Genomic DNA, 14173 nt, shown 5'->3' on the forward strand with positions numbered 1-14173 from the left:
AGGAGAGCGTTCTAAGTGCTGTGAAGTCAGACCGTAAGGACTGGTGGAGCGCTTAGAAGTGAGAATGCCGGTATGAGTAGCGAAAGACAAGTGAGAATCTTGTCCACCGAATGCCTAAGGTTTCCTGAGGAAGGCTCGTCCGCTCAGGGTTAGTCGGGACCTAAGCCGAGGCTGAAAAGCGTAGGCGATGGCCAACAGGTTGATATTCCTGTACCACCTCCCCGCCGTTTGAGTAATGGGGGGACGCAGTAGGATAGGGTAAGCGCGCTGCTGGATATGCGCGTTCAAGCAGTTAGGCTGATGAGTAGGCAAATCCGCTCATCATAAAGGCTGAGCTGTGATGACGAGGGAATTATAGTACCGAAGTTCCTGATTCCACACTGCCAAGAAAAGCCTCTAGCGAGGCGGGAGGTGCCCGTACCGCAAACCGACACAGGTAGGCGAGGAGAGAATCCTAAGGTGATCGAGAGAACTCTCGTTAAGGAACTCGGCAAAATGACCCCGTAACTTCGGGAGAAGGGGTGCTCTGGTAGGGTGTATAGCCCGAGAGAGCCGCAGTGAATAGGCCCAGGCGACTGTTTAGCAAAAACACAGGTCTCTGCGAAGCCGCAAGGCGAAGTATAGGGGCTGACGCCTGCCCGGTGCTGGAAGGTTAAGAGGAGGGGTTATCCTTTGGGAGAAGCTCTGAATCGAAGCCCCAGTAAACGGCGGCCGTAACTATAACGGTCCTAAGGTAGCGAAATTCCTTGTCGGGTAAGTTCCGACCCGCACGAAAGGCGTAACGATCTGGGCACTGTCTCAACGAGAGACTCGGTGAAATTATAGTACCTGTGAAGATGCAGGTTACCCGCGACAGGACGGAAAGACCCCGTGGAGCTTTACTGTAGCCTGATATTGAATTTTGGTACAGCTTGTACAGGATAGGTAGGAGCCTGAGAAGCCGGAGCGCTAGCTTCGGTGGAGGCGTCGGTGGGATACTACCCTGGCTGTATTGAAATTCTAACCCGCGGCCCTGATCGGGCCGGGAGACAGTGTCAGGTGGGCAGTTTGACTGGGGCGGTCGCCTCCTAAAATGTAACGGAGGCGCCCAAAGGTTCCCTCAGAATGGTTGGAAATCATTCGTAGAGTGTAAAGGCACAAGGGAGCTTGACTGCGAGACCTACAAGTCGAGCAGGGACGAAAGTCGGGCTTAGTGATCCGGTGGTTCCGCATGGAAGGGCCATCGCTCAACGGATAAAAGCTACCCCGGGGATAACAGGCTTATCTCCCCCAAGAGTCCACATCGACGGGGAGGTTTGGCACCTCGATGTCGGCTCATCGCATCCTGGGGCTGTAGTCGGTCCCAAGGGTTGGGCTGTTCGCCCATTAAAGCGGTACGCGAGCTGGGTTCAGAACGTCGTGAGACAGTTCGGTCCCTATCCGTCGTGGGCGTAGGAAATTTGAGAGGAGCTGTCCTTAGTACGAGAGGACCGGGATGGACACACCGCTGGTGTACCAGTTGTCTTGCCAAAGGCATCGCTGGGTAGCTATGTGTGGACGGGATAAGTGCTGAAAGCATCTAAGCATGAAGCCCCCCTCAAGATGAGATTTCCCATAGCGCAAGCTAGTAAGATCCCTGAAAGATGATCAGGTTGATAGGTCAGAGGTGGAAGCGTGGCGACATGTGTAGCTGACTGATACTAATCGATCGAGGACTTAACCAAACTTTAAAAGCGTAAGCTTTACTCAGCAAACTGTTACCTAGTTTTGAGAGAACAAAACTTTTCAAAAAAGTCTTGCTTTCTTTTGGAAATCATGTATAATATAATATGTCTGGTGGCGATAGCGAAGAGGTCACACCCGTTCCCATACCGAACACGGAAGTTAAGCTCTTTAGCGCCAATGGTAGTTGGGACTTTGTCCCTGTGAGAGTAGGACGTTGCCAGGCTGTTATTATTCCACAGTAGCTCAGTGGTAGAGCTATCGGCTGTTAACCGATCGGTCGTAGGTTCGAGTCCTACCTGTGGAGCCATTTGGAGAGCTGTCCGAGTGGCCGAAGGAGCACGATTGGAAATCGTGTAGGCGGTTAACGCTGTCTCAAGGGTTCAAATCCCTTGCTCTCCGCCATTTTTATTTAATTAGCACAGTGGCCCGTTGGTCAAGCGGTTAAGACACCGCCCTTTCACGGCGGTAACACGGGTTCGAATCCCGTACGGGTCACCATTTATTTTTATCTACATAATAGTGGAGGATTAGCTCAGCTGGGAGAGCACCTGCCTTACAAGCAGGGGGTCGGCGGTTCGATCCCGTCATCCTCCACCATATATTATCATCGCGGGGTGGAGCAGTTCGGTAGCTCGTCGGGCTCATAACCCGAAGGTCGCAGGTTCAAATCCTGTCCCCGCAACCAAGTGGTCCCGTGGTGTAGCGGTTAACATGCCTGCCTGTCACGCAGGAGATCGCGGGTTCGATTCCCGTCGGGACCGCCATTTTAAATTTAATAAGGCTCGGTAGCTCAGTTGGTAGAGCAAAGGACTGAAAATCCTTGTGTCGGCGGTTCGATTCCGTCCCGAGCCACCATTTTAAAAACATTTGTTTTTAAAATGCCGGTGTAGCTCAACTGGTAGAGCAACTGACTTGTAATCAGTAGGTTGGGGGTTCAAGTCCTCTTGCCGGCACCACAGTTATTGTGGAGGGGTAGCGAAGTGGCTAAACGCGGCGGACTGTAAATCCGCTCCTTCGGGTTCGGCAGTTCGAATCTGCCCCCCTCCACCATTTACAGGGGCATAGTTTAAAGGTAGAACTACGGTCTCCAAAACCGTCAGTGTGGGTTCGATTCCTACTGCCCCTGCCAATTATAAAAATAACATTGCATATATACGTGGCGATTGTGGCGAAGTGGTTAACGCACCGGATTGTGGTTCCGGCATTCGTGGGTTCGATTCCCATCAGTCGCCCCATTTATAAATGATATGCATATTTCAATATTGGGCTATCGCCAAGCGGTAAGGCAACGGATTTTGATTCCGTCATGCGTTGGTTCGAATCCAGCTAGCCCAGCCATATATGCGGAAGTAGTTCAGTGGTAGAACACCACCTTGCCAAGGTGGGGGTCGCGAGTTCGAACCTCGTCTTCCGCTCCAATTTTAATAAAGTTATTTAGTCTTGAGTAAATGGCGGCATAGCCAAGTGGTAAGGCAGAGGTCTGCAAAACCTTTATCACCGGTTCAAATCCGGTTGCCGCCTCCATTTATTTACAAGCTGCCGGGGTGGTGGAATTGGCAGACACACAGGACTTAAAATCCTGCGGTAGGTGACTACCGTGCCGGTTCAAGTCCGGCCCTCGGCACCATTTATAATTTTAACTTGCCTTTTTTATTTTGCCGATGTGGCGGAATTGGCAGACGCGCACGACTCAAAATCGTGTTCCTTCGGGAGTGTCGGTTCGACCCCGACCATCGGTACTTTAGCTTTATTTGACAGGATGATTCCTGTTTTTATTTTTACTTATCGGTCGACAAATTTTGATAATATTTGCGGGTGTAGTTTAGTGGTAAAACCTCAGCCTTCCAAGCTGATGTCGTGAGTTCGATTCTCATCACCCGCTCCATACATATTGTTATCACAACGCAGTGTCTCGCTTTCAAAGCTGAGATGTTGCGTTTTTTATTTTTAACGTAAATATAGCGTCTATCTTTTCAAGATAGACGCTATATTTACGTACATCAGTTAATGACTTGATAGGTTGCTTCGCCGCCGTGAATTTGAATGAACATGTCACTTAGGGATTTAGTTAGTTTATAAGCCTGTTCTTCTGAAAGTGAAGGCTTTAAATAAATGAACTGTACAGCTTGTGTTGTCTTTTCAGTTACGTACGCTCGGTTAGAATCGACATAAGGGCTTCCGAAAGCTCCTAGGGCATCTTTTGAAATGATTTTATTTTCTAAAGAAATATTACGTTCATTTAGAGCTTCATAAGACTCTTCTTTTTTACCGATAGTAAATTCGATGGGGCCTTCTAAATTAGAGGAATCATAAATTCCAATTGGGACTTCATATTGCAATGAAAAAAAGTTATTAATGTCCACAGCAGAATTGATAGAAGGCAAATACGTTTGTTTTCCTATTCTTCTAATTAAAGCTTCTATAGAAGGACGGTATTTACTTGGATCAGTTCCAAATGTTTTGAAAAGCTTTCTCCACTCGCTAACACCTTCGAATTCTGTTACTTTTTTTGACTCAAGGTCGAAATAAATGGATTCTTGAAAGAGGCGCAGACGTCCTTTTAGCATTTGAGGAGAATCACCAACTTCAATATTTTTATACTGAATGATTCCCATTTTAAAAGAAGGGCAAAGCTGTTTAATAGCGGGCGATAATGTAAAGTTCATTTTTTTGATCCTTTCTATTATAATTAGTATTTGTTCGTTTATAGATACCATCCTATCATTTCATTGAGCGAGAAAACAGTTCAATGCATGAATATATAGAATTTCTTAGAAAGGAGGCCATTACTCACTATGAATGCGTATCAGTTGAAGGAAGAAATTATTTCATACAGCAAAGAGATTGGAATCGATAAGATTGGATTTGCGAGTGCTTCTATGTTTGATGAGTTAAAGAATCGATTGTTAGCACAGCAAGAGTTAGGTTATGCTTCAGGGTTTGAAGAACCTGATATTGAAAAGAGAGTAGATCCCACATTAGTTGTTCCAAAAGCTAGATCTATTATTTCAATTGCACTTGCGTATCCTTCTAAATTAAAGGATGCACCAAAGAGCACAAAGGAAGATCGCCGAGGAATCTTTTGCCGTGCTTCTTGGGGGCAAGATTATCATACGGTTCTACGTGATAGGCTTCAAAAGCTTGAAACCTTCATAAAAGAAAAAGTACCTGCAGCTATCCTTCAATCGATGGTAGACACAGGCGAGCTGTCGGACCGAGCTGTAGCAGAAAGAGCTGGTATTGGCTGGAGCGGTAAGAACTGTGCCATTATTACACCTGAATTCGGTTCCTACGTGTATTTAGGAGAAATGATAACAGATATCCCGTTTCCTCCTGATAAACCGATAGAGGACGGTTGTGGTACTTGTAATAAGTGCGTTGATGCGTGTCCTACGGGTGCGCTTGTAACAGGCGGTCAGCTGAATTCGCAGCGATGCATTGCCTTTTTAACCCAAACAAAAGGGTTTCTGGCTGAAGAATTTCGAAGTAAATTAGGCAATCGTTTATATGGCTGTGATACATGTCAAACTGTGTGTCCTGAAAATAAAGGAAAAGACTTTCATTTTCACCCTGAGATGGAGCCTGACCCAGAACTTGCGAAGCCTAAATTAAAACCGCTCTTAACGATGAGTAATCGTGAGTTCAAAGAGAAATTTGGACATGTTTCAGGTTCTTGGAGAGGGAAAAAGCCAATTCAGCGTAATGCCATTATTGCACTGGCCCATTTTAAAGATCAAACCGCCGTTCCAGATTTAATTGAGTTAATTAAAAATGACGTTCGCCCTGTCATTCGAGGAACAGCGGCATGGGCGTTAGGCAAAATTGGCGATAAAGAAGCGTTAGATACACTTATGAACTTAAGAGAAAAAGAAAAGGACCAAGAAGTAATTGAAGAAATGTCAAAAGGTATAGAGATGCTTCAAGAGATCTAAACCGTATTTTTATTGATAAAGTTAGCTAATGAGTCATAGCGTATAATAAACGCTTAGAAAAGTGGTGACATTATGCTAACAAAAAGGAATGTATTATATACTTTAATTAAAGCACGTGCGGACAGCTATGTAAAAGGTGAGCTGCATGAAGACTTCAAGCCTTTCATTGAACAGCAGTGTGAGCTAAAGCGGTCTCTTATAAAAAAAAGAGAAGTTGATGTTTTAAAATGTAATATGAAAGGTTCTATTCAATCTGCTCATACGGATCAGGAAGAAACTAGAGTATTATATAAGGTGCACATTCAGGCATTTTTAAAACAAAACGATTTTTTCTATATAGAAGAAGAAATTGAAGATCGTTTAGCTCTTTTTTATAAAGATACGCTTATTCAAGATGAGCTGCTGGTAAAGGACTTTTTTGAAGATGAGGTTGAAATGGATGTGGAAGAAGTAGAGGAAGACGAAGAAAGAGCCTCTTATTATGATCGTCTTGCGGCTGTTCAGTATGCAGAAAAATATTGGGATAAACCTAATGAAAGTTATAAGCAGTTTGAGGTAAACTGCACCAACTATATCTCACAGTGTTTGCATGCAGGAAAGGCGCCGATGCGGGGATATCCTAAAAAAGCAAACGGATGGTGGATGAGAGGGAACGCCTGGAGCTATAGCTGGGCAGTTGCTCATTCCATGCACAGCTATTTAAGTAACTCTAAATCAGGACTTCGGGCTGTGAGGAAATCTTCAGCAAGAGAACTTGTCCCGGGAGACGTTATCTGCTACGATTTTGAAGGAGATGGAAGATGGAATCATACGACGATTGTTGTAGCAAAAGACGGTCACGGTATGCCTCTTGTGAATGCGAACACGTATAATAGTCGAATGAGATATTGGGCCTATGAAGATTCAACGGCTTACACGCCAAAGATTAAGTATGATTTTTTCCATATCGTTGATCGGTAAGTCTTTCGTTTTAGCAAGTTAGTGGTATAATGATGAATAGATTTGTTAGCAGAGGTGAAAATTTGTGGGAGTACACGTAGTGTTATTTCAACCAGAAATTCCAGCAAATACAGGAAATATTGCGCGAACATGTGCAGCAACAAATACGACGCTGCATTTAGTTCGGCCGTTAGGCTTTTCAACAGATGATAAAATGTTAAAGCGAGCTGGATTGGATTACTGGGAATTTGTAAATGTGGTGTATCATGATTCATTAGAAGAAGTATTCGAAAAGTATCCTGAAGCAGGTTTCTACTTCATCACAAAATTTGGTCAGCAGCCACATACAACATTTGATTATAGTGACTTAGAGCAGGATCATTTCTTCGTATTTGGAAGAGAAACAAAGGGTCTGCCAAAGCACATTATTGAAGAGAACATGGAAAGATGTCTTCGTTTACCGATGACAGAAAATGTTCGTTCTTTAAATTTATCTAATACAGCAGCTATTTTAATCTATGAAGCGCTGCGTCAACAAAATTATGCTGGTTTATCTTAAGTAAAAAGCGAGGTTCAAATTTTATTGAACCTCGCTTTTTTATTTATGTCGACGATGATATGTAGTGGTTATTTTTTAACGCCCGGTTTATCATTGTATCCCGCTCTGAAGATGGATGCTAAAAAAGCAATTGTTACTCCTAATACTAAAAGTAAGCGCATTGATTTTCCTCCTCAATGTAATTAAAAGGATTATACAGCTACTGCAGTTAAAACCGACTTCCCATATCCCATGATGATAATAATGACAAAATAACTCTTCTAGAGACATAAGTTCTCTAACAAAGTTTAACCGTTCCTTCTTACTCTTTTATTATAGCTAATAAATACTTCACTGTGAATGCCTAGCAAGGACAAATTTCTGAATTTTACAATTTAAAAAGCATGTTCAAACATTTTGCTGCATAGATTGTATTAATCTTGTTCACTAGCACCATAACTAGTAGGGGAGGTCCTTTAATGGATATATTAAAGAAAGTTGAAAGATACCGCGAAGAAGAGAATCGTCTTAAGTGGGAAGGGACATTTGAAGAGTACCTAAAGCTGATTAAAGATGAGCCTTTAATTGCTCAGCCTGCACACTCTAGAGTATACAACATGATAAAGGATGCAGGAATTGAAGAGGTAAATGGTAAAAGACATTATAAATTTTTCAGTGGACAAATGTTTGGACTTGAAGATTCGCTAGAACGCTTGGTGGAAGAATATTTTCATCCCGCTGCAAAGCGTTTAGATGTTCGTAAACGTATTTTACTTTTAATGGGTCCAGTAAGTGGTGGTAAATCGACGCTAGTGACCATGTTAAAAAGAGGGCTTGAAGCTTATTCGCTTACTGATCGAGGAGCTGTTTACGCTATTAAAGGATGCCCAATGCATGAAGATCCGCTGCATTTAATTCCACATCATTTACGTAAAGACTTCTTTGAAGAGTATGGTATCCGAATCGAAGGAAACTTATCTCCTTTAAATACAATGCGATTAGAGGAAGAGTATGGCGGCAGAATTGAAGACGTCATTATCGAACGCATTTTCTTCTCAGAGGACAAACGAACTGGAATTGGAACGTTCAGTCCTTCTGATCCGAAATCTCAAGACATTGCCGACCTAACAGGAAGCATTGACTTTTCAACAATTGCAGAGTATGGATCTGAGTCAGATCCGCGTGCTTACCGCTTTGACGGAGAGCTTAATAAAGCAAACCGGGGAATGATGGAGTTCCAGGAGATGTTAAAATGTGATGAGAAATTTTTATGGCATTTACTCTCTTTAACCCAAGAAGGAAACTTTAAAGCAGGAAGATTTGCTTTAATTAGTGCAGATGAATTAATCGTAGCGCATACAAATGAAACAGAGTATCGCTCGTTTATTTCCAATAAGAAAAATGAAGCTTTGCATTCACGAATTATTGTAATGCCTGTTCCATATAACTTAAAGGTGAGTGATGAGGAAAAAATTTATGACAAAATGATTCGTGAAAGTGACGTATCAGATGTTCATATTGCCCCTCATACGTTACGTATTGCGTCTATCTTTACTACATTAACGAGATTAAAAGAGCCTAAAAAAGGCGATATCGATTTATTAAAGAAAATGCGCCTATACGACGGTCAATCTGTAGAAGGCTATAACGATGCAGACGTAGAAGAGTTACAAAAAGAGTATACGGATGAAGGAATGAGTGGTATTGATCCTCGTTATGTCATTAATCGCATTTCATCTACCATCATTCGAAAAGATATTAAATCAATCAATGCATTAGATGTACTGCGTTCATTGAAAGAAGGGTTAGCACAGCATGCGTCTATTTCTGCTGAGGATCGAGAGCGTTACCTGAATTATATTTCTCTGGCGCGTAAAGAATATGATGAAATTGCTAAAAAAGAAGTGCAAAAAGCGTTCGTTTATTCGTATGAAGAGTCCGCTAAAACATTAATGGATAATTATTTAGATAATGTCGAAGCATACTGCAACAAAAATAAGCTTCGTGATCCGCTAACAGGAGAAGAGTTAAATCCAGATGATAAATTAATGCGTTCAATTGAAGAACAAATTGGTATTTCAGAAAATGCAAAAAAAGCATTCCGCGAAGAAATCTTAATTCGTATTTCGGCTTATGCACGTAAAGGAAAACGATTTGATTATAATTCCCATGAGCGCTTACGCGAAGCGATTCAGAAAAAATTGTTTGCGGATTTAAAAGACGTAGTGAAAATTACAACGTCCACTAAAACACCAGATGAGCAGCAGCTGAAGAAAGTAAATGAAGTAGTGGCTCGATTGATTGATGAGCATGGATACAATTCAGTATCTGCTAATGAACTGCTGCGCTATGTAGGAAGTTTGTTAAATCGATAACTCAGTACTAACAAGAAAACATGGCACTTCCGATCTGTGCCATGTTTTTCTTATCTCTTAAAATAAACTCTGCATAATTAGGCTAATGTGTAGTACGCATTGCACTTAACCATCATATGATAAGTCATAAACATATACATGACACTAGACACTATAAAATGAATAGTTAATAGTGAAAGAATTAGTTAGCAAGTATACCATTCTTGCGCATAGGATAAGAGTAACCAACCTTTGAACTAAAGGTATTTGTCAGAAACTTTCGGTATAGCTTATGCATGCCGAGTAAAAACGTGCAGGTGTTTTTTAAATAAGGAGGGGAATAGCGTGGGAAAAGAAGTAGATAAAAGTTTTGCTGTCTCAAAAGAAGACTGGTCCCTCCATCGTAAAGGCCACGATGATCAAAAAAGACATCAAGAAAAAATTAAAGAAGCAATTAAAAATAATTTACCGGATTTAATTACAGAAGAAAATATCGTGATGTCCAATGGAAGAGAAGTTGTTAAAATTCCGATCAAATCATTGGATGAATATCGAATTCGGTACAATTATGATAAAAACAAACATGTGGGTCAAGGTGATGGAGACAGTAAAGTTGGGGATGTAGTAGCACGTGATGGATCTGCTGGAGATGGTCAAAAAGGAGCAGGGAAAGGTCAAGGAGCAGGTGACCAGGCTGGAGAAGACTACTTTGAAGCAGAAGTGTCTCTTATGGAGCTTCAAGAGGCTTTATTTGCTCAATTAGAACTGCCTAATCTTCAGCGAAAAGAATCTGATCAAATTGTTGTGGAACACATTGAATTTAATGATATACGACGTACAGGTTTGATGGGGAATATTGATAAAAAACGAACGATGATGAGCGCTTATAAGCGAAATGCAATGACAGGAAAGGCTGCTTTTCATCCTATTTATCCGGAGGATTTAAAATTCAAAACGTGGAATGAAGTTATAAAGCCAGAATCGAAAGCAGTCGTCTTAGCTATGATGGATACGAGCGGTTCGATGGGCATATGGGAAAAGTATATGGCAAGAAGCTTTTTCTTTTGGATGACACGCTTTTTACGTACGAAATATGAAACAGTGGAAATTGAATTTATTGCGCATCATACAGAGGCAAAAGTAGTATCAGAAGAAGACTTTTTCTCCAAAGGAGAAAGCGGAGGAACCATCTGTTCATCTGCTTACCGAAAAGCGCTTGAATTAATTAACCAAAAGTATGATCCGAGCCGCTATAATATTTACCCGTTTCATTTTTCAGATGGCGATAACTTAACTTCAGATAACGCAAGGTGTGTAAAGTTAGTAAATGAATTAATGAAAGTGTCAAATATGTTTGGATATGGGGAAGTGAATCAGTACAATCGACATTCCACTTTAATGTCTGCTTACAAAAATATTCAAGACGAAAGTTTTAGACACTTTATTTTAAAACAAAAATCAGACGTTTTTCACGCGATGAAAAGCTTTTTTAGAAAAGAAACAGAAGACCAGAAATATGCTTAACCTAAAAGGCCTAGACTTGTTATCTAGGTCTTCTTTATGCGGTTTATTCAGCTCTTCTTTGGAGATAGTAAAAGTACGACTTTATCCAAAAGGAGAATAAGTGAATGAACGAAAATATAAAGAGCGAAATGCAAAAACATCAACAAAATCAGCGGTTGAACGCAGCTGAGTTAGGTTACTTATGGGCGCAATATTTAGGTGATACGCTGTATGTATGTGTTCTTGGGTATTTTCTATCTGTTGTAAAAGATGCCGAGATTAAGGAGCTCTTAAAAAAAGCCCATCAGATTTCACAAACTCATGTAGACGAATTGACGGAATTATTCAGTTTGGAAAAAATTCCAATACCAGTAGGTTTTGGAGAACAAGATGTGAACAAAGGAGTTCCTGCTTTATTTGACGATATTTTTATGGCTATTTATGTAAATGAAATGGCAATTGGAGGTATGAAGAAATATGCCAGAGCCCTAAGCGCAGTGAGAAGGCAAGATATTTATGCTCACCTGTCTCGATGTGTAAAAGAAAGCGACAGTCTTTTAGAGGATTCTAACCACGTTATTTTAAGAAAAAGCATGCTGATGAGACCTCCGGTTATTCCTTATCCGGTAAAAGTGAATTTTGTGGACCAGAAAACGTTTATATCACCATTTTTCTCTCAAATGCATCCTCTAACTTCTTTGGAGGTCACGGCTATTCAAGAAATTGTTAATACAAATGTATTAGGTAAAACGCTGATGCTGGCATTTAGTCAAGTAGCTACCACACAAAAATTACGCTCTTATTTTTTTGATGGAGTTAAACTTGCGAGTAAGCAAATCAAGCAATTCACTGAGTTATTGTCTGAAGCTGACCTACCAAGTCCGCGTCTGCTTGATGCATATGTAACCAACTCAACGATTTCACCGTTTTCAGATAAACTGATGATGTATCATACTTCCACAGCGGTGACAATTGCTATTGATAACTGCGGCGCTGGCTTATCTATGTCGTTCCGTTCGGATGTCGCAGTAGAATTTTCTCAGCTAATCGGGCGTATAGGGAAGTATGGAAAAGATGGAATTCGGATTATGATTGAGCAAGGTTGGATGGAAGAACCTCCAATGGCAACAGACCGTAAGAAGTTGGCGGAGAAATAATAAGGAGTATGTTGTAGATTATCATTAATTTTGCGGTATTGAAACATATATAGCTAAGCGAAAATAGATTGCTCTAGACCCACTTGAATGAGCAGTGATAAGATAAAAAAGCTGATTTTTCAAGAAGTAAGTCGAGGTGTGCAAATGAACAACAGTATAAGGGAGTCCATTGCCAAAAAAGTAGCATGGATTAGCGTATGGAGCAATATTGCCCTTACGCTAGGAAAAGTAATAGTAGGATGGATTGGAAATAGTGATGCTGTATTTGCTGATGGTATTCACTCTGCAGCGGACGTATTTGCCTCTATTATTGTCTTGTTGGTTATACGAGTAGCAAATAAACCAGCAGATGATGACCATCCATATGGACATGGAAAAGCAGAAGTGATTGTCTCAGGAATCGTAGGAATTATTTTATTGCTTGTATCATTTTATGTGGTATTTGAAGGAGTCGTTGGTTTATTCCATCCGGTTGAATCTCCAAATATTTTAGCCATGTGGATTGCTGTTATTTCATACATAGCAAAGGTATTGTTGTACCGTTATTCTTTAAACGTAGCGAAGCAGCACCACAGTAAGGCAATTGAGGCAATTGCATTTGATCATAAAGCAGATATTGTTGCTTCTATTGCAGCGGCAATTGGTGTTTTATTATCGATTATTGGTGATAAAATGGATGTTCAACTGCTGTTATACGGAGATAAAATAGCAAGTATCTTTGTTGCTTATTTAATTTTTAACATTGCCAGACAAATGATGGGAGAGTCTTTTCAAATCTTAATGGAAGGCAATATTGACGAAGAGCTACTGAAAGAACTTGAAGAAAGTATTTATGAATTTGAAGATGTGAAGCGGATTGATCGGGTTCGAGCAAGAGAGCATGGCCATTACATATTAGTTGATATACGTATTTCGATTGATCACTTTAAAACAATTAAGGAAGGTCATGATCTGGGACGAGAAATCAAAGCAACACTTATGAAAAAGCATGATAATATTCAGGAAGTATTAATCCATTTGAATCCTTATTATCCAGATTAAATAAGAAGCAGCGAAGTGTTATCTCGCTGCTTCTTATTATTTATAGATGTAGAAATTAATGAAATGAGTAGAATAAAATGATGAGGATTTTTATTTATAAAGAATCAAGTTTAATAAAATTGTATAAAGGGAATTGTATTTATTTATTGATGTGATAGGATAAAAAAGCATGTAAATGCATTCACTACGAATGAAAGCAGTAGACGGGTACATATAGATAATAATAAATGGTTTTGGGAGTCAAAGAAGGTGATGTTGAAGTGAATGTAAGCATCAGGTCAATCGTTAAAAAAGTCATGTTCATTCTATTTATTGCGTATACGGCAGTGGTCATTTATGCTACTCTCATACGGGAAAACGAACATGTTTACGGAAAAGCAATGAACTTGGATTTATTTAGCACGATCCGTCTGATGTGGGACAGCGGGAATATAATGCTCACTCTGACAAATATACTGGGGAATATCGTGATGTTTGCGCCGCTTGGAATGTTTATCCCTTTGTTTATGAAGTGGTTTGACGGTTTTATTCAAGTGTTTACGACAGGTTTCTTAATCAGTTTTCTGATTGAAATTTTACAGTACAAGCTAACGGAACGAGTATTTGATATTGATGATATCTTTTTGAATACGCTAGGTACATTTATAGGCTGGGTTATTATTAAAATACTATATTGGATTAAGAACATGCTGAAAGCACGTTTCAAAAAAAGATGAAATTGAGAGACGTAACGAAATTAATCCAATCTAAAGACGAACAAATGGGATTAAGGAGCTAGTATGGATAGCTTGTTACATCGCGGTTGATTTCCGTACAAGACTTCGCTTTCCGCGGGCGGTGAGTCTCCTCGTCGCTTACGCTCCTGCGAGGTCTCACTTATTCTGCTTTTCCCTCAGGAGTCTTCGCCTTGCCTTCCAATCAACCGCTAGAAATAACTACATGCATGAAATCTACGTTCACCCTACCAATGAAAAAATCCGAGCGAGCTGGATTCTTAATCAAGAA

At 40.7% G+C, this 14173-nt stretch carries 9 protein-coding genes, 17 tRNA genes and 2 rRNA genes (1 of these 28 running past the window's edge); 27 read left to right on the forward strand and 1 reads right to left on the reverse strand.

What is annotated here, in order from left to right; genetic code table 11:
- The 19 genes from MKY06_RS02160 to MKY06_RS02250 form a co-directional block, all read left to right on the forward strand.
- Positions 1-1703, forward strand: a 23S ribosomal RNA gene (locus MKY06_RS02160); it begins 1233 nt to the left of the window's first position.
- Between the two features lie 108 nt (positions 1704-1811).
- Positions 1812-1927, forward strand: a 5S ribosomal RNA gene (rrf, locus tag MKY06_RS02165).
- Positions 1928-1936: 9 nt separating this feature from the next.
- Positions 1937-2011, forward strand: a tRNA-Asn gene (locus MKY06_RS02170).
- Positions 2012-2014: 3 nt separating this feature from the next.
- Positions 2015-2106: transfer RNA gene (locus MKY06_RS02175), tRNA-Ser, on the forward strand.
- Positions 2107-2127: 21 nt separating this feature from the next.
- Positions 2128-2202 (forward strand) — tRNA-Glu (locus tag MKY06_RS02180).
- 23 nt (positions 2203-2225) lie between these two features.
- Positions 2226-2301, forward strand: a tRNA-Val gene (locus tag MKY06_RS02185).
- An 11-nt stretch (positions 2302-2312) separates the two neighbouring features.
- A tRNA-Met gene (locus MKY06_RS02190) sits at positions 2313-2389 on the forward strand.
- 3 nt (positions 2390-2392) lie between these two features.
- Positions 2393-2468: transfer RNA gene (locus tag MKY06_RS02195), tRNA-Asp, on the forward strand.
- Between the two features lie 15 nt (positions 2469-2483).
- Positions 2484-2559, forward strand: a tRNA-Phe gene (locus MKY06_RS02200).
- Positions 2560-2584: 25 nt separating this feature from the next.
- A tRNA-Thr gene (locus MKY06_RS02205) sits at positions 2585-2660 on the forward strand.
- 10 nt (positions 2661-2670) lie between these two features.
- Positions 2671-2754: transfer RNA gene (locus MKY06_RS02210), tRNA-Tyr, on the forward strand.
- A gap of 5 nt (positions 2755-2759) precedes the next feature.
- Positions 2760-2833, forward strand: a tRNA-Trp gene (locus MKY06_RS02215).
- Between the two features lie 30 nt (positions 2834-2863).
- Positions 2864-2939 (forward strand) — tRNA-His (locus MKY06_RS02220).
- A 28-nt stretch (positions 2940-2967) separates the two neighbouring features.
- Positions 2968-3042: transfer RNA gene (locus MKY06_RS02225), tRNA-Gln, on the forward strand.
- A gap of 5 nt (positions 3043-3047) precedes the next feature.
- A tRNA-Gly gene (locus tag MKY06_RS02230) sits at positions 3048-3122 on the forward strand.
- Positions 3123-3154: 32 nt separating this feature from the next.
- Positions 3155-3228, forward strand: a tRNA-Cys gene (locus tag MKY06_RS02235).
- Positions 3229-3242: 14 nt separating this feature from the next.
- Positions 3243-3331: transfer RNA gene (locus tag MKY06_RS02240), tRNA-Leu, on the forward strand.
- A 30-nt stretch (positions 3332-3361) separates the two neighbouring features.
- A tRNA-Leu gene (locus tag MKY06_RS02245) sits at positions 3362-3443 on the forward strand.
- 72 nt (positions 3444-3515) lie between these two features.
- Positions 3516-3589, forward strand: a tRNA-Gly gene (locus MKY06_RS02250).
- Positions 3590-3704: 115 nt separating this feature from the next.
- Here the strand turns inward: MKY06_RS02250 and MKY06_RS02255 are convergent.
- Entirely contained in the window at positions 3705-4370 is a 666-nt protein-coding gene (locus MKY06_RS02255; protein WP_029325270.1) for a B3/B4 domain-containing protein, read from the reverse strand.
- 129 nt (positions 4371-4499) lie between these two features.
- Between MKY06_RS02255 and queG the strand changes: the two genes are divergently transcribed.
- The 8 genes from queG (at position 4500) to MKY06_RS02295 (ending at position 13884) form a co-directional block, all read left to right on the forward strand.
- Positions 4500-5636 (forward strand): tRNA epoxyqueuosine(34) reductase QueG, encoded by a 1137-nt coding sequence (gene queG, locus MKY06_RS02260; protein ID WP_029325271.1) that lies wholly within the window; start codon positions 4500-4502, stop codon positions 5634-5636.
- 72 nt (positions 5637-5708) lie between these two features.
- The gene (locus tag MKY06_RS02265; protein WP_013055177.1) at positions 5709-6596 is read left to right on the forward strand and encodes an amidase domain-containing protein; all 888 of its coding nucleotides are present in this window, start codon (positions 5709-5711) and stop codon (positions 6594-6596) included.
- A 64-nt stretch (positions 6597-6660) separates the two neighbouring features.
- Positions 6661-7134 carry a tRNA (uridine(34)/cytosine(34)/5-carboxymethylaminomethyluridine(34)-2'-O)-methyltransferase TrmL gene (trmL, locus tag MKY06_RS02270; RefSeq protein WP_016762878.1) on the forward strand — a complete coding sequence of 158 codons (474 nt, stop codon included), beginning with the start codon at positions 6661-6663 and terminating at the stop codon, positions 7132-7134.
- A gap of 458 nt (positions 7135-7592) precedes the next feature.
- On the forward strand, positions 7593-9488 hold the full coding sequence (locus MKY06_RS02275; protein ID WP_013055179.1) for a PrkA family serine protein kinase: 1896 nt from the start codon (positions 7593-7595) through the stop codon (positions 9486-9488).
- A gap of 324 nt (positions 9489-9812) precedes the next feature.
- Entirely contained in the window at positions 9813-10991 is a 1179-nt protein-coding gene (yhbH, locus tag MKY06_RS02280) for a sporulation protein YhbH (protein WP_013055180.1), read from the forward strand.
- A 104-nt stretch (positions 10992-11095) separates the two neighbouring features.
- Positions 11096-12127, forward strand: coding sequence for a DUF3231 family protein (locus MKY06_RS02285; protein WP_098278737.1), 1032 nt, complete (start codon positions 11096-11098; stop codon positions 12125-12127).
- Positions 12128-12271: 144 nt separating this feature from the next.
- Complete coding sequence (locus tag MKY06_RS02290; protein WP_029325274.1) at positions 12272-13168, forward strand: cation diffusion facilitator family transporter; 897 nt, start codon at positions 12272-12274, stop codon at positions 13166-13168.
- Positions 13169-13428: 260 nt separating this feature from the next.
- The gene (locus MKY06_RS02295) at positions 13429-13884 is read left to right on the forward strand and encodes a VanZ family protein (RefSeq protein WP_223269067.1); all 456 of its coding nucleotides are present in this window, start codon (positions 13429-13431) and stop codon (positions 13882-13884) included.
- Positions 13885-14173 lie beyond the last annotated feature (289 nt).

Origin of the sequence: Priestia sp. FSL P4-0332 (assembly GCF_038005845.1) — a bacterium.
In the GTDB taxonomy this organism is placed as follows: Bacteria; Bacillota; Bacilli; order Bacillales; family Bacillaceae_H; genus Priestia.

Bases quoted from the DNA above. Each gene is read 5' to 3' on its own strand.
- queG (WP_029325271.1), top strand. From the start codon at position 4,500: ATGAATGCGTATCAGTTGAAGGAAGAAATTATTTCATACAGCAAAGAG.
- MKY06_RS02255 (WP_029325270.1), bottom strand. From the start codon at position 4,370: ATGAACTTTACATTATCGCCCGCTATTAAACAGCTTTGCCCTTCTTTT.
- MKY06_RS02290 (WP_029325274.1), top strand. From the start codon at position 12,272: ATGAACAACAGTATAAGGGAGTCCATTGCCAAAAAAGTAGCATGGATT.
- MKY06_RS02265 (WP_013055177.1), top strand. From the start codon at position 5,709: ATGCTAACAAAAAGGAATGTATTATATACTTTAATTAAAGCACGTGCG.
- MKY06_RS02275 (WP_013055179.1), top strand. From the start codon at position 7,593: ATGGATATATTAAAGAAAGTTGAAAGATACCGCGAAGAAGAGAATCGT.
- MKY06_RS02285 (WP_098278737.1), top strand. From the start codon at position 11,096: ATGAACGAAAATATAAAGAGCGAAATGCAAAAACATCAACAAAATCAG.